General features: G+C 69.2%; 15 protein-coding genes, 1 tRNA gene and 1 pseudogene. 8 read left to right on the top strand and 9 right to left on the bottom strand.

The window, feature by feature from the left end:
• The 3 genes and pseudogenes from AC1DVT_RS09750 to AC1DVT_RS09740 all read left to right on the top strand — a co-directional run.
• A pseudogene (locus AC1DVT_RS09750) lies at positions 1–321 on the top strand (hypothetical protein); the annotation flags it as partial.
• Complete coding sequence (locus AC1DVT_RS09745; protein WP_477388521.1) at positions 322–1,917, top strand: DNA polymerase Y family protein; 1,596 nt, start codon at positions 322–324, stop codon at positions 1,915–1,917.
• 11 nt (positions 1,918–1,928) lie between these two features.
• Complete coding sequence (locus AC1DVT_RS09740; protein WP_477388519.1) at positions 1,929–5,432, top strand: error-prone DNA polymerase; 3,504 nt, start codon at positions 1,929–1,931, stop codon at positions 5,430–5,432.
• 51 nt (positions 5,433–5,483) lie between these two features.
• Here AC1DVT_RS09740 and AC1DVT_RS09735 read toward each other — a convergent pair whose 3' ends face one another.
• A complete protein-coding gene (locus tag AC1DVT_RS09735; protein WP_477388517.1) occupies positions 5,484–7,457 on the bottom strand; it encodes a carbohydrate-binding protein in 1,974 nt (657 codons plus the stop codon).
• A gap of 205 nt (positions 7,458–7,662) precedes the next feature.
• Here AC1DVT_RS09735 and AC1DVT_RS09730 point away from each other — a divergent pair, with 205 nt between their 5' ends.
• Both AC1DVT_RS09730 and AC1DVT_RS09725 read left to right on the top strand, forming a co-directional pair.
• Positions 7,663–8,592, top strand: coding sequence for an NAD(P)-dependent alcohol dehydrogenase (locus AC1DVT_RS09730; protein ID WP_477388515.1), 930 nt, complete (start codon positions 7,663–7,665; stop codon positions 8,590–8,592).
• Between the two features lie 14 nt (positions 8,593–8,606).
• Positions 8,607–8,678: transfer RNA gene (locus AC1DVT_RS09725), tRNA-Arg, on the top strand.
• A 125-nt stretch (positions 8,679–8,803) separates the two neighbouring features.
• Here AC1DVT_RS09725 and AC1DVT_RS09720 read toward each other — a convergent pair.
• The 4 genes from AC1DVT_RS09720 to AC1DVT_RS09705 form a co-directional block, all read right to left on the bottom strand.
• A complete protein-coding gene (locus tag AC1DVT_RS09720) occupies positions 8,804–9,133 on the bottom strand; it encodes a hypothetical protein (RefSeq protein WP_477388513.1) in 330 nt (109 codons plus the stop codon).
• A 137-nt stretch (positions 9,134–9,270) separates the two neighbouring features.
• Positions 9,271–9,729, bottom strand: a complete 459-nt coding sequence (locus AC1DVT_RS09715; protein WP_477388511.1) for a globin domain-containing protein — start codon at positions 9,727–9,729, stop codon at positions 9,271–9,273.
• A 43-nt stretch (positions 9,730–9,772) separates the two neighbouring features.
• Positions 9,773–10,294 (bottom strand): DUF1697 domain-containing protein, encoded by a 522-nt coding sequence (locus AC1DVT_RS09710; protein ID WP_477388509.1) that lies wholly within the window; start codon positions 10,292–10,294, stop codon positions 9,773–9,775.
• A gap of 142 nt (positions 10,295–10,436) precedes the next feature.
• Positions 10,437–10,784, bottom strand: a complete 348-nt coding sequence (locus AC1DVT_RS09705) for a DUF7882 family protein (RefSeq protein WP_477388507.1) — start codon at positions 10,782–10,784, stop codon at positions 10,437–10,439.
• 342 nt (positions 10,785–11,126) lie between these two features.
• Between AC1DVT_RS09705 and AC1DVT_RS09700 the strand changes: the two genes are divergently transcribed.
• Positions 11,127–11,519 (top strand): MarR family transcriptional regulator, encoded by a 393-nt coding sequence (locus tag AC1DVT_RS09700; protein WP_477388505.1) that lies wholly within the window; start codon positions 11,127–11,129, stop codon positions 11,517–11,519.
• 8 nt (positions 11,520–11,527) lie between these two features.
• On the opposite strand, the gene AC1DVT_RS09695 is transcribed toward AC1DVT_RS09700, so the two are convergent.
• Positions 11,528–11,872, bottom strand: coding sequence for a hypothetical protein (locus AC1DVT_RS09695; RefSeq protein WP_477388503.1), 345 nt, complete (start codon positions 11,870–11,872; stop codon positions 11,528–11,530).
• A 340-nt stretch (positions 11,873–12,212) separates the two neighbouring features.
• On the opposite strand from AC1DVT_RS09695, the gene AC1DVT_RS09690 reads away from it, so the two are divergent.
• Complete coding sequence (locus AC1DVT_RS09690) at positions 12,213–12,887, top strand: VOC family protein (protein WP_477388501.1); 675 nt, start codon at positions 12,213–12,215, stop codon at positions 12,885–12,887.
• Between the two features lie 11 nt (positions 12,888–12,898).
• Here the strand turns inward: AC1DVT_RS09690 and AC1DVT_RS09685 are convergent, their stop codons facing one another.
• A complete protein-coding gene (locus AC1DVT_RS09685) occupies positions 12,899–13,822 on the bottom strand; it encodes a S1C family serine protease (RefSeq protein ID WP_477388499.1) in 924 nt (307 codons plus the stop codon).
• A gap of 149 nt (positions 13,823–13,971) precedes the next feature.
• Here AC1DVT_RS09685 and AC1DVT_RS09680 point away from each other — a divergent pair, with 149 nt between their 5' ends.
• Positions 13,972–16,041: an MDR family MFS transporter gene (locus AC1DVT_RS09680; RefSeq protein ID WP_477388497.1), complete on the top strand. Its 2,070-nt coding sequence runs from the start codon at positions 13,972–13,974 to the stop codon at positions 16,039–16,041.
• A 20-nt stretch (positions 16,042–16,061) separates the two neighbouring features.
• Here AC1DVT_RS09680 and AC1DVT_RS09675 read toward each other — a convergent pair whose 3' ends face one another.
• Positions 16,062–16,421, bottom strand: a complete 360-nt coding sequence (locus AC1DVT_RS09675; protein ID WP_457099365.1) for a histone-like nucleoid-structuring protein Lsr2 — start codon at positions 16,419–16,421, stop codon at positions 16,062–16,064.
• Between the two features lie 33 nt (positions 16,422–16,454).
• On the bottom strand, positions 16,455–17,309 hold the full coding sequence (locus AC1DVT_RS09670; RefSeq protein ID WP_477388495.1) for a LuxR C-terminal-related transcriptional regulator: 855 nt from the start codon (positions 17,307–17,309) through the stop codon (positions 16,455–16,457).
• Positions 17,310–17,336 lie beyond the last annotated feature (27 nt).

Raw genomic sequence — 17,336 nt, 5'->3', positions numbered from 1 at the left:
GTGCTGCTCGTGCAGGGGCCGTGGCCGCTGGCCGAGGCGACGCTCGACGTGGGCGAGCCGCAGTGGTCCGGCGTGGGTCGCGGTCACGGCTACCTCGCCGATCGCAGCGTGACCGTGACGGTGTCGAGCAGGCGGTGGCCGATGCCCCGGCGACAGCGGATGCTGCTTCCCGGCGCCCGCGGAGAGGTCTCGGTTGTGCCCGAGACCCGCGGGGAGCCCGCCGTGACGCCGATGCGGAAGGTCGTGTCGGTGCAGCCGGCGCTGCCTGGTCCGCGGCACCAGGAGGAGTCCCGGGGCGAGCTGCTGGAGGCGGTGGGTTGAGTGCGCTCCGACATCCGCGCTGAGACTCCCCGCGATACCCCGGGTGCCGTGCCGGTGCGCACCATCGTGCTGTGGTTTCCGGACTGGCCGGTCACGGCGCTCGCCCGAGAGGGGGCGGGCGATCCCGCTGAGGCGATCGCGGTGCTGGAGCACGGGGAGGTCGTCGCCTGTTCGCCGTCCGCACGCGCCGACGGGGTGCGCCGTGGCCAGCGCCGCCGGGATGCGCAGGCGCGCTGCCCGCGGCTCACGGTGGTCGCGGCCGACCATGTGCGCGATCACCGCGTCTTCGCGCCCGTCGTGGCGTGCATCGAGGAGCGCGCACCGGGCGTGCAGCTCGTGCGCCCAGGGCTGTGCGCACTGAGGGCGCGCGGTCCTGCCCGCTACTACGGCGGCGAGCGGGAGGCGGCGCGTGTGCTGCTGGCCGCCCTGGGCGAGCAGGGGCTGGTGGGGGTGCGGGCCGGCATCGCCGACGGGCCGTTCACGGCCGAGCAGGCGGCCAGGGTCGCCGCGGCCGAAGCCGACGAGGTCTGCGTCGTCCCGAGCGGAGAGGCCGCGGCCTTTCTCGCCCCGCTGCCGATCGCGACACTGGTGGCGGCCGAGGGTGGGGCGACTGAGCTGCCCGGCCTGCTCGCCCGGCTCGGAGTGCAGACCCTGGGGGAGTTCAGCGCGCTCGAGCCCGACCGGGTGCGGGAGCGGTTCGGGGAGCGCGGCATCCGTCTGCACGCCCTCGCCGCGGGTCTCGATGCCCGGGCCGTCCAGCCGCGCACTCCACCGCCCGAGCTGCATCGCGAGGTGGTGTTCGAGCCGCCGCTCGAGATCGCCGATCAGGTCGCGTTCGGCATGCGGGTGGCCGCCGACGAGTTCCTCACGAGGCTCGGAGCGATCGACCTGGTCTGCACCGAGCTGCGCGTCGAACTGGTCGGCGACCGCGGTGAGCGCAGCGAGCGGGTCTGGCTGCACCCCGGGTCCTTCGACGCGGCTGCGATCGTCGACCGGGTGCGATGGCAGCTTGGCGAGGATGCGGAGGGCCTACGCAGCGGGGTGGCGCTCGTGCGGATCTCGCCGGAGGCGGTGGATGCGGCATCCCATCACACCCCCGCCATCTTCGGTTCGGGGCCGGAGGAGCGGGTGCATCACGCCCTGTCCCGGGTGCAGGCGATGCTCGGTCATCGCGCCGTCGTGTCCCCGGTCATCGGCGGAGGGCGATGGCTCGCCGAGCGGCAGGTGCTCGTGCCGTGGGGAGACCGTGCCACACCGGCCAGGGCGAGAACGAGCCCGTGGCCGGGGAGTCTGCCCGATCCGCTGCCGACCGCGGTGTTCGCGCCGCCGCGCCCAGTCCTGGTCACCTCGGAGTTCGGCGGCCCGGTGGAAGTCGATGCGCGAGGCCGGGTGACCGCATCGCCGGCCATGCTCGCCGAGGGCGGCCGCAGCCGTGCGATCGAGCGCTGGGCGGGGCCGTGGCCGATCAGCGAGCGGGGATGGGATGCCGCGCGGGCGCGTCGTGCGCACCGGTTCCAGGTCGTCGATGCCGAGGGAATGGCGTGGCTGCTCGTCTGGGAGCGCGGCGAGTGGACGGCCGAGGCCCGCTATGACTGAAGGATCCTGAGATGGGCTTCGACAATCCCTCCGTGCCGTGGTCCGAGATGGAGCGGCTGCTGAGCGACCGCCGGCGCCCGGGCGGTCCGCCCGCCGGCGCCGACGGCGGCGACAGTCCCGCGTGGTCACGCAAGCGCGGGCCCTATGTGGCGCCGGTGATCGAGCGTCCGGCCGAGAGCGTGCCCTACGCCGAGTTGCACGCGCACTCGACGTTCTCGTTCCTCGACGGCGCCTCCCCGCCGGAGGATCTCGCCGAGGAGGCCGAGCGGCTGGGGCTGCACGCCCTCGCGATCACCGACCACGACGGGTTCTACGGGATCGTCCGGTTCGCCGAGGCCGCTGAGACGCTCAGCCTGAAGACCGTGTTCGGCGCGGAGCTCTCGCTCGAGCTCACGAAGCCGCAGAACGGCGAGCCCGACCCCGTCGGCAGTCACCTGCTCGTGCTCGCGCGCGGCGAAACGGGCTATCACCGGCTCGCCGCGGCCCTCACCCACGCTCAGCTCCACGGTGCCGAGAAGGGCCGGCCGGTGTACGACCTCGATGAACTCGCCATGCAGGCGGCGGGCGACTGGGCCGTGCTGACCGGGTGCCGCAAGGGCGCGGTGCGTCTGGCCCTCGCCGCCGAGGGCGCCTCAGGCGCCGGGCGCGAGCTCGACCGGCTCGTCGCGCTGTTCGGAAGGGATGCCGTCAACGTCGAGCTCATCGACCAGGGCAGCCCGCTCGATTCGCGCGAGAACGACCTCCTCGCCCGACTCGCCGCCGAGCGGGGTCTGCCGGTGCTCGCCACCAACAACGTGCACTACGCCGTGCCGGAGCGCGAGCGCCTTGCGGCGGCGGTCGCCGCGGTGCGGGCGAACCGGGGGCTCGACGAGCTCGACGGGTGGCTTCCCGCCCACGCCGGCGCGCACCTGCGGTCGGGGTCCGAGATGACCGAGCGCTTCGCCCGCTACCCCGGCGCGGTCGCCCGCACCGTCGCCCTCGCCGACGAGCTCGCCTTCCCGCTGCGCAAGGCCAAGCCCGCACTGCCCAAGCAGGACGTCCCGGCGGGACACACGCCGATGTCGTATCTGCGGCAGCTCGTCTGGGAGGCGGTGCCGCGCAAGTACCCCGACCTCACCGCCGACGATCGGGCGCGCATCGAGAAGGAGCTCGGCGTCATCGAGCTGAAGGACTTTCCCGGCTACTTCCTGATCGTCTACGGGATCGTGCAGGAGGCGCGGCGCCGCGGCATCCTGTGCCAAGGTCGTGGCTCCGCAGCCAACAGTGCCGTCTGCTACCTGCTCGACATCACTGCCGTCGACTCGATCGCGTACCAGCTGCCGTTCGAGCGGTTCCTCTCTTCGCTGCGCGATGAGGAGCCCGACATCGACGTCGACTTCGACTCGGACCGGCGTGAGGAGATCATCCAGTGGGTGTACGGGGAGTACGGGCGCGAGCGTGCCGCGCAGGTCGCGAATGTCATCCAGTACCGCCCGAAGAACGCCGTGCGCGACATGGCCAAGGCGCTCGGGCACTCGCCCGGTCAGCAGGACGCCTGGTCGAAGCAGGTCGAGCAGTGGGGCGCGATGCTCGAGAGCACAGCGGATCACGACATCCCTCCGCTCGTCCTGGAGTACGCGACCGAGCTGCTGAAGGCGCCTCGGCATCTCGGCATCCACTCCGGCGGCATGGTGCTCACCGACCGGCCGGTCGGAGAGGTCGTGCCGATCGAGCATGCGCGCATGCCCAACCGGACGGTGATCCAGTGGGACAAAGAGGACGCAGCCTGGATGGGGCTCGTGAAGTTCGACCTGCTGGGGCTCGGGATGCTGGCCGCCCTGCAGTACTGCTTCGACATGGTCCGCGACACGACGGGGGAGCAGTGGGAGCTCTCGACGATCCCCAAGGAGGAGAAGGCGGTCTACGACATGCTCTGCCGCGCCGACTCGATCGGCGTGTTCCAGGTGGAGTCGCGCGCGCAGATGGGTCTGCTGCCGCGGCTGCAGCCTCGGCGCTTCTACGACCTCGTCGTGCAGATCGCCCTCATCCGGCCAGGGCCCATCCAGGGTGGCGCGGTGCACCCGTTCGTCCGCCGCAAGCTCGGGCGCGAGCCGGTCACCTATGCCCACCCCAAGCTCGAGCCCGTGCTCGAGCGCACCCTCGGCATCCCCGTCTTCCAAGAGCAGCTCATGCAGATGGCCATGGCGGTGGGGGAGTGCTCCGCGGAGGATGCCGATCTGCTGCGCCGCGCGATGGGCTCCAAGCGCGGGGTCGAGCGGATCGAGTCGCTGCGCGAGCGACTCTACGAGGGCATGGCGACAAACGGCATCGTCGGTCAGGCGGCCGATGACATCTACGCGAAGATCCAGGCGTTCGCGAACTTCGGGTTTGCGGAGTCGCACTCGCTGTCGTTCGCACTGCTGGTCTACGCGAGCTCCTGGATCAAGCTGCACTACCCCGGCGCGTTCCTCGCCGGGCTGCTGCGGGCCCAGCCGATGGGGTTCTACTCGCCCGCGACGCTCGTGGCCGATGCACGCCGGCACGGCGTCGAGGTGCTCCGACCCGACCTGCATGCCTCGGGTGTCGAGGCGGTGCTCGAGCCCTCATCGGTTCCTGCCGAGCCGGTCCCCGAGCCCGAGCCGGTCCCTGAGCTGGTCGAAGGGTCCGGCGTCGACGCTTCGACAGGCTCAGCGACCGACGCTTCGACAAGCTCAGCGACCGGGGGTGCGTCGACGGGGATGGATGCCTGCACCGACCGCGTGCAGCCGCCCGTCGGGCAGTTCGACCTGCACGCCCCCGACGAGTCGGCCGATCATCGCCGCGACGGCCGGTTCGCGGTGCGCCTGGGCCTTGGCGGGGTGAAGGGCATCGGCGCTGCGGTGGCCGAGCGCATCGTGGCGGAGCGGTCTCGCGGTGGCGCCTATCGCGACCTGCGCGACCTGGTGCGCCGCACCGACGTGACCGGGGCGCAGCTGGAGGCGCTCGCCACCGCGGGGGCGTTCGAGTGCCTCGGACTGACCCGGCGTGAGGCGATCTGGCTCGCCGGCTCCGCAGCCGAGGACCGGGCCAGATACCTTCCCGATTCGCTCGTCGCCGCGCAGCCGCCGCTGTTCCCCGATCCGACGAGCTACGAGCGGCTGGCCGCCGACCTCTGGGCGACCGGGGTCTCGACCGACGACCACCCCATGACCCACTACCGGTCCGGGCTCGACGCGCGAGGGGTTCTCACCTCGAGCGAGCTGCGCGCCCATGAGACCGGCAGGCGGGTCGAAGTCGCCGGACTCGTGACCCACCGGCAGCGGCCGGCCACGGCATCCGGGGTCACGTTCCTCAATCTCGAAGACGAGCACGGTCTCGTCAACGTCATCTGCTCCGTCGGCGTGTGGAATCGCTACCGCCGGGTCGTGCGGGATTCACCAGCACTGATCGTGCGCGGGATGCTGGAGCGCTCAGTCGAAGGCGTCACGAACCTCCTCGCCGACGGGTTCGAAGACCTCAGGGTGGGGGTGCAGCACCAATCCAGGGACTTCCGCTGAGGAATGCGAGATGGAGGGCGCCCGGCCGTTCGCCGGGCGCCCTCAACCGGCTCAGCCGATCAGCTTCCAGGGGCTGTGCTTGCCACCGGGGGCATCCCCCCGGGTGTACCACAGTGCCTGGAACGTGCTGCCCTGGTAGAGCACCACGTCGCCGGTGTCGAAGATGCGCGTCGACGTCCAGATCGTGCTGCCGTCGGGGGCGATGGCGATCTCGGCCCAGGCGCCGTTCTTCTTCGTGCCGGGTGTCTGGCCCGAGGTGTACCAGAGCGCCTCGAAGACCTTGCCGGCATAGCTCACCGTGTCGCCGGTGCTGTAGACCTTGGTCTTGGCCCAATCGGCCGGTGCCGGCACGCCCTGTGCGCCGAGGTGCAGGTCGCAGCTGATGCGGCCGCTGAAGAGCGCGTGCCCTTCGGTTGCGCTGCCCGGGCCGGCGCCGTAGATGCCGTCGTCCCCCCAGAGCACCTCCTTGGTGCCGTCGACACAGGTCGTGCTCGGTGCGAGGGCGAAACCTTCGATGTTGTTCACGGGCAGGCTCGCCGGCTTGCGGTAGGCGACCTCGGGGATGATCGTGCCCGTCGAGCTCACCTTCAGCACCGTCGTCGTGACCCCGCACGTGTTGTCGCACAGCGCCCAGATCCGCTGGGTGTCCGCGTCGAACTGCACGTCCATGACATGGCCCATTCCGGTGTCGACCACCGCGACCCGGTGGAACGAGTGGTCGCTGCTGAGCGCGTACGCGTACAGCTTTCCGTCGTTCTCCAGCGCCGCGAAGTACAGTCCGCCGCCGTGCGTCGGGTAGTCGATCGGCCGGTACGTCTTGCCGGTCGACTGGTCGACGAACCCGTTGGCGGTCAGGTAGGCGTCCGGCACGAAGGCGACGCCCTCGAAGCCGAGGTTCGCTTCGGTCTTGTTCCCGGCGTGCAGCTCGGGGAACTCCGCGGTCAGATTCCACTCGTCGGTCGCGACCAGCTGGGTGGTGGACTGGGTGGGGTCGAAGCGCAGGATCGCGTTGAGCGGGATCGTGTTCGCTGCGTTGTTGCGCTCGGTGGTGATGTAGAGCGCGCCGTCCGCGCCGATCGTCAAACCCTCGGAGTCGGGCTGGTTCGTCACCGGGTCGGTGCTGCCGGGGAAGAAGATCTCTTTGCCCGCGCCCCAGCCGTTGCTGGTGTCGGGGACCCAGAGGCCGCCCTGCTTCACCAGCCGGAAGACCCAGCTCTTGTTCTTCACCGTGTAGACCACGTTCGCGTCGCTCGGGTCGAAGATCAGACCGCTGATGTCGCGGCCCTCAGGGCCGGTCGTCGTCTTCCACGCGCACTGAGCATCGGCGACGACGACTGCGGCGCTCCCCGGCCAGGCCGCCGGCACGACCGCGGCGGCGGGAAGGGCGCCTGTGCCGGACGCCGCCTCCGGCTCGCACGGGAGCGTCGGGACGGGGTTGTCCGCGGGGTTGGTCAGTGGCGTCAGGCACGCGGTGGCGTTCGACGCGCCGAAGCTCTTGGCTCCGACCGAGACGAACGCGCCGCTGCCCTCCGGGCATCGCGCGAACGCGCCTGCGCCGAAGTTGTTGCTTTCGTCGGTGCCGGCCTCGCCCGCCGTATAGACCGCCGAGTCGACCAGCGTGCCGGCGGTGCCGTTCGCGCCGTCGGGGAGGTAGAGCTTCACGCCGTCGCCGCCGCTGCCCAGACCCTTGGTCGAGGTGAAGTACACATAGCCGTGCGCTGGGATCTCGGTGGTTACGGTGCCATCCGCGAGCTTCGCGGAGAACGCCAGGGCGGCGGTGGCGGCGCTGCTGTCGGTCTGCAGCCAGCCGGCGATGCTCACAACGGCATCGCTGCTGTTGTAAAGCTCGATCGCGTCGCCGACCTGCGTGGCGCCGTTGTCGGAGGAGATCTCGTTGATGTGGACGTTCGTCCAGGCGGGTGTCGGTTCTTCGGCTTGGGCGGCCGTGGGGAGCGCGATCGCGAGCGCTCCGGCAATAGCTGTCGTGGCGAGAATCGCGACAGCGCGGGAGAGAGGAAGGGGCATAAGCCGAAAGCTATCGATGCCGCTCATACCCGAAATCAATGCGATGTGAACAGACGATGAACTGGCCCGCGCTGTCGTCTGCCACTGGCTGTTCTGGTGCTGGCGATAAGGTTTGGGCCATGGCGCCCGAGGAGTGGTGAGTGTGAAAGCTGCTGTCTACCGCCGTTATGGTTCACCCGTCCGGATCACGATCGAGGACCTGTCGATGCCTTCCCCGGGACGCGGGCAGGTGCTGGTCAAGGTGGTCGCGACCTCGGTCAACCTGAGCGACTGGGAGGGCCTTCGCGGTTCGCCGGCCTACTCGCGCTTCGGCGGACTTCTCCGGCCCAGACGGCACGTTCTGGGATCCGACATCGCCGGCGTGGTGGTCGCTCTAGGGGCTGGATCGTCGAGATTCGCGGTCGGCGACGCCGTGTACGGAGACATCCTTGCGGTGCTCGGCGGCTTCGCGCAGTACGCGCTGGCACCCGAGTCAGCCCTCGCAGCCAAGCCTCATGCCCTCTCCTTCTCGGACGCCTCGACGCTGCCGCAGGCGGGAGCCATCGCCGTACAGGCAGTGGCGCGGGCACGCCCCGGCGACCGGATGCTCGTGAACGGCGGGGGAGGCGGTTCGGGGATGTTCGCGATCCAGCTGGCTGCTCGCGGCGGTGTGCATGTCACCGGGGTCGACAACGCCGAGAAGCTCGACTTCATGCRCTCGCTGGGCGCGGAGCGGGTGATCGGCTACCGCTCCGAGGACTTCACCCGGACCGGGCCGTACGACGTCATCGTCGACCTCGTGGCTCGGCGCTCTGTCTTCGCCTACCGCCGGGCTCTGGCCGCGGGGGGCCGTTACCTGATCGTCGGGGGCACCGCACGGGCACTGCTGCGGGTGGTCACGATCGGCGCACTCCTGGGTCGACTGACCGGCGCGCGACTCGGCGTGCTGGCGGTGCGCCCGGGACCTGCGAGCTTCACGACGCTCGAGCAGCCGGTTCTGTCGGGCGCCGTGCGCATCCATGTCGACCGCACCTTCACCCTGGACGAGGTCCCCGAAGCTCTCTCGTATGTCGGTGGCGGTCACGCCCGCGGCAAGGTGGTCGTGCTCATCGATCCGGAGGCCGATGCGCCGGGGCGCGCCGATGACTCCCAGTAGAATGGATGCCGCCAGCCTCTGTAGCTCAATGGAAGAGCAGTTCCGTCCTAAGGAAACGGTTGGGGGTTCGAGTCCCTCCAGGGGCACCGTTGTTTTTCCCTTTGACCACGGCCTTCACATTGGCGCCCGAGCTGATCGCGAGCGATGCGGCGGGCTGTCCGAGTCGAGTCGGTGCGCCACGCAGTAGCGCGGTGCGCGGGGTTCTTCTCGGCTATGAGCAGGACGGGCAGTCGGTGCCGACGGGGTGGAGGATGAAGTGCACGTCGCACATCACTTCGTTGCGACGGGTGCGGGTCGGGTCGTGCTTCTCCCACTCCTTGCCGTTCGCGTGCTCGGGGCAGTACGACCGCCACTGCGACTCGCCGCGCCAGTGGTGCCTGATCTGCACCAACTGATCCACGGGGAAGCGAGACGCCTTGCCGCACACGGAGCACCAGTGCTCGGTGAAGGTCGGATTGATGTCTGCGAACGGGTACGCAGTCTCGAACGCCATGTTGTGCCCGGCCCACTTGTCCTCGCCGGTGGGGGTGATGTCTGTCACGACGCCCTCCTCAGCGCAACCCGGCTGTAGTCCTTGACGACCGCATCCTCGCAACGGATCGAGTGTGGTGACGTGCGCGCCGGCGCACTAGGGGGTCGGTGATCCATGTGACCGTTTCTCTCTGCTTGGGTCGTTGGTCAGGATGGGTCGACGAGTCCGGCCCACGACCACTTCGGGATCTCCAGGTGGTCGGGCACATCGTCTGCGGAGCGTTGGTAACGGGACATCGTCGTCATCGTGGCCCAGGCGAAGTAGTCGTGGAGCACATGCGCGACAGGATCTGCTTTGCCGAGACCGACGTCGATCAGGGCCTGGTCGAAGCAGACGATGGCTCGACGATCCATCTCGTCGTGAGGGCCGCCGTTGCCGCTGTGCAGCCGCACGACCGACGTTTCGTCGCCGTACAGGGCTGAGAAAGTCGCCGGTCCTCCTAATGCCTCTGCCCAGTACGCCGCCAGTCGCTTCGTGTGCTCGGGATGAAAGCCATGGCTGAAGGCGTGGCTGACGACTTCGTCGGCGATGACCCGGGTATGCCACGCGGCGGCCAGTCGCTCGAGTCCGTCGGCGCCACCCGCAGCCTCGTAGACGGAAACCATGCGCCCAGTGTCGCACTTCTGCGATCGCCGCGAGCCAGGTCTGCTACTCACCGAACCGGCTGATCAGTCGCGTGAGGGTGGGCAGCCCTCGGGAGGTGGCAGGACCCCCGGTGAGGGTCTCGACGACGCGGGTGGCGTGACCTTCGCCGTCGATCCGGTTGCAGATGATCGCCCAGCCGGGCCCGGCGTCGACGATCTCGCAGCGGCGCCGGTCAGCTTCCTTGGTCATCTCGGGAGCCATGAGATCGAGCTCGCCACCGCCGTGAAGTGTGAACTCGAATCGAGAGAGGTCCACGGCGTCGCTGTGCCGGTCTACCACCTCCGCCAGCGAAGCAAGCGGGATGCAGAACACCTCCCGCGGATTTCCCGATCGTGCGGCGATCGCCACGGCCGCCCTCTCGGCAGCTTCGACCGGATCATCCGCGTCGAACAGAACAGTCCCGTTGCTCTGCAGCAGCTCGACGTCACGGCATCCGGCGTCAGCGAAACCCGCGCGGATGTCGGCGGTCGTCGGGTGACCCCGCTGACCCTGGTTGACGTTTCGGAGGAGGGCTACCCAGCGCACGTGTCGAGGTTACGCGTGGCACGACGGGACGAACTTCAGTTCGACCTGGGCGGAGGCCCGTGCTGGGATGCCGTGCGGTCGGGTGATCCCGTGGGGGCAGTTCCGGGTCACGGCTTCGCGTCAGGGCTGGATCGGCGAGGGGTCAGGCCACTCGTGCTGGTTTCGCTGCGGTGAGCTCGTGAAGGTCCGCGTCGAGGTCTTCGGCGAGATCCAATGTCAGGCCGGCCGCGGAGTTCGCACGCTCGGCGAGCTCCCGCAGGTGGACGCTGCTGAGTTCTTCGGGGGCGGCCTGATCGAAAACGAACCGCAGCGGGATGGCGGGCTGGAGCCAGATGGTGGTGCGCGCGCCGGGGGAGTCGTCGACGTGTTGCCAGCTGACGGTGAAGCACTCGCTTCTCCGGAGCTTGGTTGTCGCGATGATCTTGAGGTACGCAAGCTGCCGGTCGGGGATGATGATCGGTTCGGCATTGCCGTAGAAGAGCTGTCCCATGATCTCGGGGCTCAGCTGGCGGACGAGATCGGGAACGCGATGGCGCTCCAGATCTTGTGCAGGATCGTGGGCCGGGGCACGAACGTGGCACGGCGGCGGGGTCGGGATCGGAGAGATCCTCCAGAGCTGCTGTTCATGTCAGCTCCCTTCTGTTCGGATGTCGTCGCCTACCTCGACGGGACACCTCGACCATAGCAGATACCTAGCTTTTCTAACTAAGAAATCTAAACATCAGATTGCTTAGCTAAAGTTGCTAAGCTATCCAAGGGGATCGACAAGTAAGGGGAGGTTGAGGGCATGGCAGATGCTTCATCGTCGGCGACTCTGGGTCGGGCGCTCCGGGTGTATCTCGACGCCCGCAACGCGGCGCTGATCGCGGCCCGGCGCAGCTTGAACATCAATGAAATGGACGCGAAGGCGCTGATGTTCATCGTGGATAACCCAGGGACACGCCCCACGACCCTGCGCGACTATCTCGGCATCACGTCGGCCGGCATAACGACCCTGATCGATCGCCTGGTGGACCGGGGTGCCGTGCGGCGTGATATCGACACGGTCGATCGACGAGTGAACCGCATCACGGCGACTATCGACACCGCGGTTGAGCCGTGGTCGGCGTTGAGCAGGTTCGACGACGAGTTCGACACGGCCGCCGGAGGGATCGATCCCACCCTGACCGACGAGTTGGCGGCGATCTTGAACGATCTGACCGCCGCCGTCAGTACCAGCCGCTGAGCGGGAGATCAGGCTCGGCGGCTGCCGATGTAGGACTGTGACTTCGCCTGCAGGAACGTGCATAGCGCGGAGAGTGTCGCCAACTCGCCGGACAGGCTGAGCAAGGCGGCGGAGTCGAGCACTTCTTCGGTCTCACGAGGTTCCATCGTCGCCACCCATGACGCGGCATCGGCGCCGGCCGGCTCGATGGACACGAACGTCGCCGCATTGGTAAGGCGGAAACCCACCAGTCCAGTGTCGGCGCCACCGGCGCCGTCTTGCACGATCACCTTCAGCGCCCCCGACAGCGGGTACCCGAGCTCGCGGAACTCGTCGAGCCACGACTCGAGAGTCTCCAGGTTCCGAAACGGCATCCCAATCTCCTCACTGCCTGTTCGGTTGTCTCAAAGATTATGCCGCCTGTGAAGGCACCCCGAAGCCCATCGGCACAGCGCTGTGGACGCGGAGCCCTGGCCCGCTGAGCGCGCCCGAGCGTACTAGCGGCACGCGAGGGTCGTCGTGACCATATTCGCCGGCCTTCCGTCCCCCCGGCGCATCCCCAACGGGCATCCCGGCGAGCACATCGGGCTGAACTGAGGTCACGCGCGGAGCTGGGCTGGATGCGTGTGCCGCGGCCTCCGAGTACCGTGGGGTCCGCGTGCGGTCATCGGTCCTGGAGGGCGTAGGACTCCGCCGGCTTGCGAGGGAGTTTCGATGGGCGAATCGACGAGCGGATCGGGGTGGATCTCCCCGGCCGAATTCCACCGGGCGCCGGACGTCTCCGACTGGCGTGTCACCGGCACCGGTCCGCAGACCGTCTTCACCGCGACCTCCCTCTCCCACGCCGCGAGCCTCATCGCTCCGATCGTGGGGGCTGCCGAGCGCTTCGGCATCCTGCCCGACGTCGACGTACGTCCCGAGGCAGTCATCGTGCGCGTCCCCAACCGCAGCGAGGAGGGCATCCCCGCGGCCGCCGCCGAGTTCGCTGCCGTCGTGTCCCGGGCCGCCGCGGAGCTGCGGCTGACGCCCGATCCGTCGCGCGCGCAGTCGATCGGCATCTACGTCGCCCAGCACTCCCGGGCCGACGCGAGGCCGTTCTTCATGGCCGCCTTGGGCTACGAGGCGCTCGGAGAGACGGACGCCGTCGATCCGCTGCGCTGCGGGCCGCAGCTCGCGTTCAACCCGATCACCGGGGACTCACCAGCGCGAGGCCGGACCCACTTCGATGTCTTCGTACCAGCCGACCGGGCCCGAGCACGGGTGGATGCCGCGATCGCGGCCGGAGGCAGGCTCGCCGACGGTTCGCACGCTCCCGCGTGGTGGTCGCTCGCGTCGCCCGACAACCATGGAGTCGACATCGCGTCCTGGACCGACACCTACGACGGCTGACGGGGGCTGAATCAGCCGACGCGCAGCTCCTCAGGCTCCACCACGACGTCCACCAGCGCGCCGTTGCGCCACACCGTCAGCTCGATCCGCCGCCCGATCGCGTGCTCGACCATGAGCCGCTGCAGGCCGGTGGGGCTCGTGACATGCACATTGTCGACGCTGATCACGATGTCTCCGCGGCGCGCGCCGGCGGTGGCTGCCGGACTGCCCGGCACCACGGCGGCGACCTGCATCCCGGTGCGCGATCCGACCCGCGCGGCCAGTTCGGTACTCAAGGTGATCTGAGCACCGGCGACGCCGAGCCATGCACGCCGGACGCGACCGCTGGTCATCAGTGTCCGGATGATCTCCTGGGTCGTGACGTTGATCGGCACGGCGAGCCCGAGGCCCACCCCGGCGACCGCCGTGTTCACGCCGACCATGCGTCCCGCGCTGTCAGCGAGCACCCCGCCGCTGCTGCCAGGGTTGAGCGAGGCATCCGTCTGGATCACCTCGTCGACCACGCGCCCGGACTGCGTGGGGAGGGACCGCCCGAGAGCTGAGACGATCCCCGCGGTGACGCTGCCCGCCATCCCCATGGGATTGCCGAGCGCGACTACGAGCTGCCCGACGCGCAGCTTCGACGCGTCCCCGAGCGGAACCGGTGGTGGCGTGCTCCCGTCGGCGCGAAGCACGGCGAGATCGGAGAGCGGATCGCTGCCGACCACGCGGGCCGCCAGCACGGAGCCGTCCGAGAAGGCCACCTCGGCCCGATCCGCGCCGGCCACGACGTGCGCACTCGTCAGCAGGTGGGAGTCCGTGGAGATCACCGAGGCGCTTCCCGCACTCGCTCCGCGCGCGGAGCGCACCGACACGGCCGCGACCGACGGCRGCAGCGTCTCGGCGATCCGCACCACCGCGGAGGAGTATGCGTCCAGCGCCTCTTCCTCATCCATGCCACCATCTCAGCACTGCGCCGAGCAGCCCAGGCCGGGTTCGCCGACAGCGGATCCACCGCGCCCGACGTCCGGCCGCGCCTTTAGGCTGTGACTGAAGACTGACGACGCCGGAGTCGCCATCGTTACCCGAACTCATCGAGGACTCCATGTCAGACGTCGCAGCGAAGCCGCAGACCGGGCCCACCGGGGCCGCACCGGTGATGACCCACCGGATGATCCTGTTCGTCATGTTCGGGCTGATGGCCGGCATGTTCCTCTCGGCCCTCGATCAGACCGTCGTCGGCACGGCGATCCGCACGATCGGCGACGACCTCAACGGGCTCAGCATGCAGGCGTGGGTGACGACGTCGTACCTGATCGTCTCGACGATCTCGACGCCGATCTACGGCAAGCTCTCCGACATCTTCGGCCGTCGACCGCTGTTCATCTTCGCGATCGTCATCTTCATCATCGGGTCGATCCTTGCCAGCTTCTCGACTTCGATGACCGAACTCGCTGTCTTCCGCGCCATCCAGGGATTGGGTGCCGGCGGCCTGATGTCGATGCCGCTGGCCATCATGGGCGACATGCTCGCCCCTCGCGAGCGGGCCAGATATCAGGGCTACTTCCTCGCGGTATTCGGCGTCTCGAGCCTGCTCGGGCCGCTCATCGGCGGACTCTTCGCCGGCGCCGACGAGATCCTCGGGATCGCCGGCTGGCGCTGGGTCTTCCTCATCAACGTGCCGATCGGGCTGTTCGCGCTCGCGATCGTCCTCCGCTTCCTGCACCTCCCGCGGCATCCGCGCGAATCGGTCCGCATCGACTGGTGGGGCGCCACCTTCGTCATCATGGCGCTCGTGCCGCTCCTCCTTGTCGCCGAGCAGGGCCGGGTGTGGGGCTGGGGCTCGCCGCTCTCGATCGCCTGCTACGTCATCGGCGTCATCGGCGTGATCGCGTTCGTGATCGTCGAATCCGTGATGAAGGATGATGCGCTCATCCCGCTGAAGCTCTTCCGCTCGTCGACCTTCTCGATGGCGACCGTGATCGGCGTGCTCGTCGGCTTCGGCATGTTCGGCGCGATGCTGACGATCCCGCTGTACCTGCAGCTGGTGCTCGGGTCCACGCCGACCCAGAGCGGCCTGCAGATGCTGCCGATGATCGTCGGCATGATGACCGCCTCGATCCTCAGCGGCCAGATCATCGCGCGCACCGGCCGCTACCGGATGTTCCCCATCATCGGGACCCTCTGCCTGTCGTTCGGTTTCTTCTGGCTGACCTTCCTGCAGTACGACCGGTCTTACTGGTTCATCGCGGGGGCGATGCTCTTCATCGGGCTCGGCCTCGGCCAGCTCATGCAGACCCTCACGATCGCCAGCCAGAACTCGGTCGGCCTGCGCGACATGGGTGTTGCCACGAGCGCGTCCACGTTCTTCCGCCAGATCGGTGGAACCCTCGGCACGGCGGTGCTCCTCTCGCTCCTGTTCGCCTCGATGCCGACGAACATCCAGGCCTCGTTCGCCGACGAGGAGACCCTCACCGACGCACTGGATGCCGCCTTCGACCCGTCCGTCTCATCGGCGCCGGAGAATGCCGAGATCATGGATCAGATCTACGGCCCGATCGTGACGCAGGTGACGGACGCGACGACGACGAAGATCGAGGGCGGCCTCACGGCCGCATCGGATGCCGCCACCAAGGCCGTGGCAGACAAGGTCGCGGCCGGCGAGATCCCGGCGTCGGCCCAGCCGGCGGCGGAGGCTGCCGCGATCGCGCAGGCCCAGCAGGCGGCGGCCACGCAGATCGAGACCGAGATCCCGGTCGCGAGCATCGCGGACGACGGCACCGTGACCCTGGACTTCTCGGACGACGCGGCGCGCGAGGACTTCGTGGCGGCGCTCGTGCCGACTCTCCTCGACCAGTTCAACGGCTCCGGCGACGATTCGGCTGTCGGCGGGGACGCCCTCGACGACACCTCGTTCCTCACCGGCGCGGCCGCCGAGCTGACCAAGCCGATCCTGGTCGCATTCAACGCATCTGCGGTGACGGTCTACCGCGTCGCGCTGTGGGTCGTGCTCGTCGCCTTCATCCTGTCGCTCTTCTTCAAGACCCCGCCGCTGCGCGCGAAGTCAGCGCTGCAGGAAGCGGCCGACGACGCGGCCATCGATGCGAAGCGCGCTGCCGATGAGGCGGATTCGCCCGTCGAGCCGGACTTGGTCGCCACCAAGCCGGTCAGCTGACGCCCTGGGGCGTCGTGCGGCTAGTGCGCCGCCTCGTACGCGTCGATGACGGACGCCGGAACCCGGCCGCGCTCTGAGACCTGATAGCCGTTGTCCCTGGCCCACTTGCGCACCGGTCCGAAGTCGCGCTGACCACTGCGACGTTGCTGGCGGGCACCAGCCGATCCACCCCTGGACGCGGTGGCGCGTGCCCCGGAGATCGACCGGGCCGCGTCGCGATAGGGAGAAAGCGCGGCGCGGAGCGCCGCGGCATTGTCGTCGGTCAGGTCGATCTCGTACGCGACGCCGTCGAGCGAGAAATGCACCGTCTCGCCCTCTCCGACCTCGAGTATTGTCCCGTCGAGGTCGTCGACGAGCTGATGCACGATTCTGCGAGCCATGGAGCCACCCTAGCCAGCGCTCGCGGGCGGGGACTAGGGGAGAAGCCCGACACGCCGCGCCTTCGCGACTGCGGAGTGCCGCGTCGAGGCGTCGAGCTTGCCCATCGCAGACTGCAGGTACGACTTCACGGTGGCCTCCTTCAGGGCGAGGCTCGAGGCGATTTCCGCATTCGTCGCGCCCAGCGCAACCCGGGCGAGCACATCCGTCTCGCGCGGTGAGAGGGTGACATCGGTTTCGGCGCCACCGGAATCCTGCGCCGACAGCGCCGCGAGGCGCCGCTCCAGGTGCTGCAGCCGCTCCCGCACGTGTGCGTCCTGAACGGACGCGGTGATGCTCCGCAGCTCCGCATAGCTCTCACGCAGCTCTTCCCGGGCCGCGGCATCCATCCCCTGCAGCTCGCTGCGGCGAGGTGCGAGTGCGACGCGGCGCGCGACCTCGTCGCGGATGCGGAGCTCCCCGCCGGTGGCTTCGGCGATCGCGAGCGCGGGCTGCAACGCGAGATCGCCGACCGGCGACTGCGACCACGCGCCCAGATACAGGATGCCGCGCGCCGTGCCTGCGACGACGAGCGGCATCGCGAACAGGGTCGAGATCCCCTCGCCCAGCACGGCGCCGTCGTAGTCGTGGGTGATATTGCGCGAGGTGCGGTAGTCGACGGCGAGGCGAGGGCGTCGCTCGATGAGCGCACGACCGCCGAGGCCGCGCTCGGAGTGGACGATGAGCCCGTGCAGGTGGCGGGTCCGGGTGCCTGCGGTCGCCGTGATCTCGACGGATTGATCGTTGGCTAAGCCGCCGAATGCGAGGGGAAACTCGGTGCGTCGCACCAGCTCGGCGACGGCGCGGGCGATGAGATCACGGTCGCGGTCGTGGTCCGCTTCTACATCCACGGACTACCTACTTCTGGGGGTGACGCC

It is taken from the genome of Microbacterium sp. P2_F9 (genome assembly GCF_056403635.1).
This window is presented reverse-complemented; position numbering and strand designations above follow the sequence as displayed.

What these genes read in the sequence shown, in the direction of transcription:
- AC1DVT_RS09740 (WP_477388519.1), top strand. Translation starts at nt 1,929, where the DNA reads ATGGGCTTCGACAATCCCTCCGTGCCGTGGTCCGAGATGGAGCGGCTG.
- AC1DVT_RS09735 (WP_477388517.1), bottom strand. Translation starts at nt 7,457, where the DNA reads ATGCCCCTTCCTCTCTCCCGCGCTGTCGCGATTCTCGCCACGACAGCT.
- AC1DVT_RS09715 (WP_477388511.1), bottom strand. Translation starts at nt 9,729, where the DNA reads ATGGTTTCCGTCTACGAGGCTGCGGGTGGCGCCGACGGACTCGAGCGA.
- AC1DVT_RS09705 (WP_477388507.1), bottom strand. Translation starts at nt 10,784, where the DNA reads ATGGGACAGCTCTTCTACGGCAATGCCGAACCGATCATCATCCCCGAC.
- AC1DVT_RS09695 (WP_477388503.1), bottom strand. Translation starts at nt 11,872, where the DNA reads ATGCCGTTTCGGAACCTGGAGACTCTCGAGTCGTGGCTCGACGAGTTC.
- AC1DVT_RS09690 (WP_477388501.1), top strand. Translation starts at nt 12,213, where the DNA reads ATGGGCGAATCGACGAGCGGATCGGGGTGGATCTCCCCGGCCGAATTC.
- AC1DVT_RS09680 (WP_477388497.1), top strand. Translation starts at nt 13,972, where the DNA reads ATGTCAGACGTCGCAGCGAAGCCGCAGACCGGGCCCACCGGGGCCGCA.
- AC1DVT_RS09675 (WP_457099365.1), bottom strand. Translation starts at nt 16,421, where the DNA reads ATGGCTCGCAGAATCGTGCATCAGCTCGTCGACGACCTCGACGGGACA.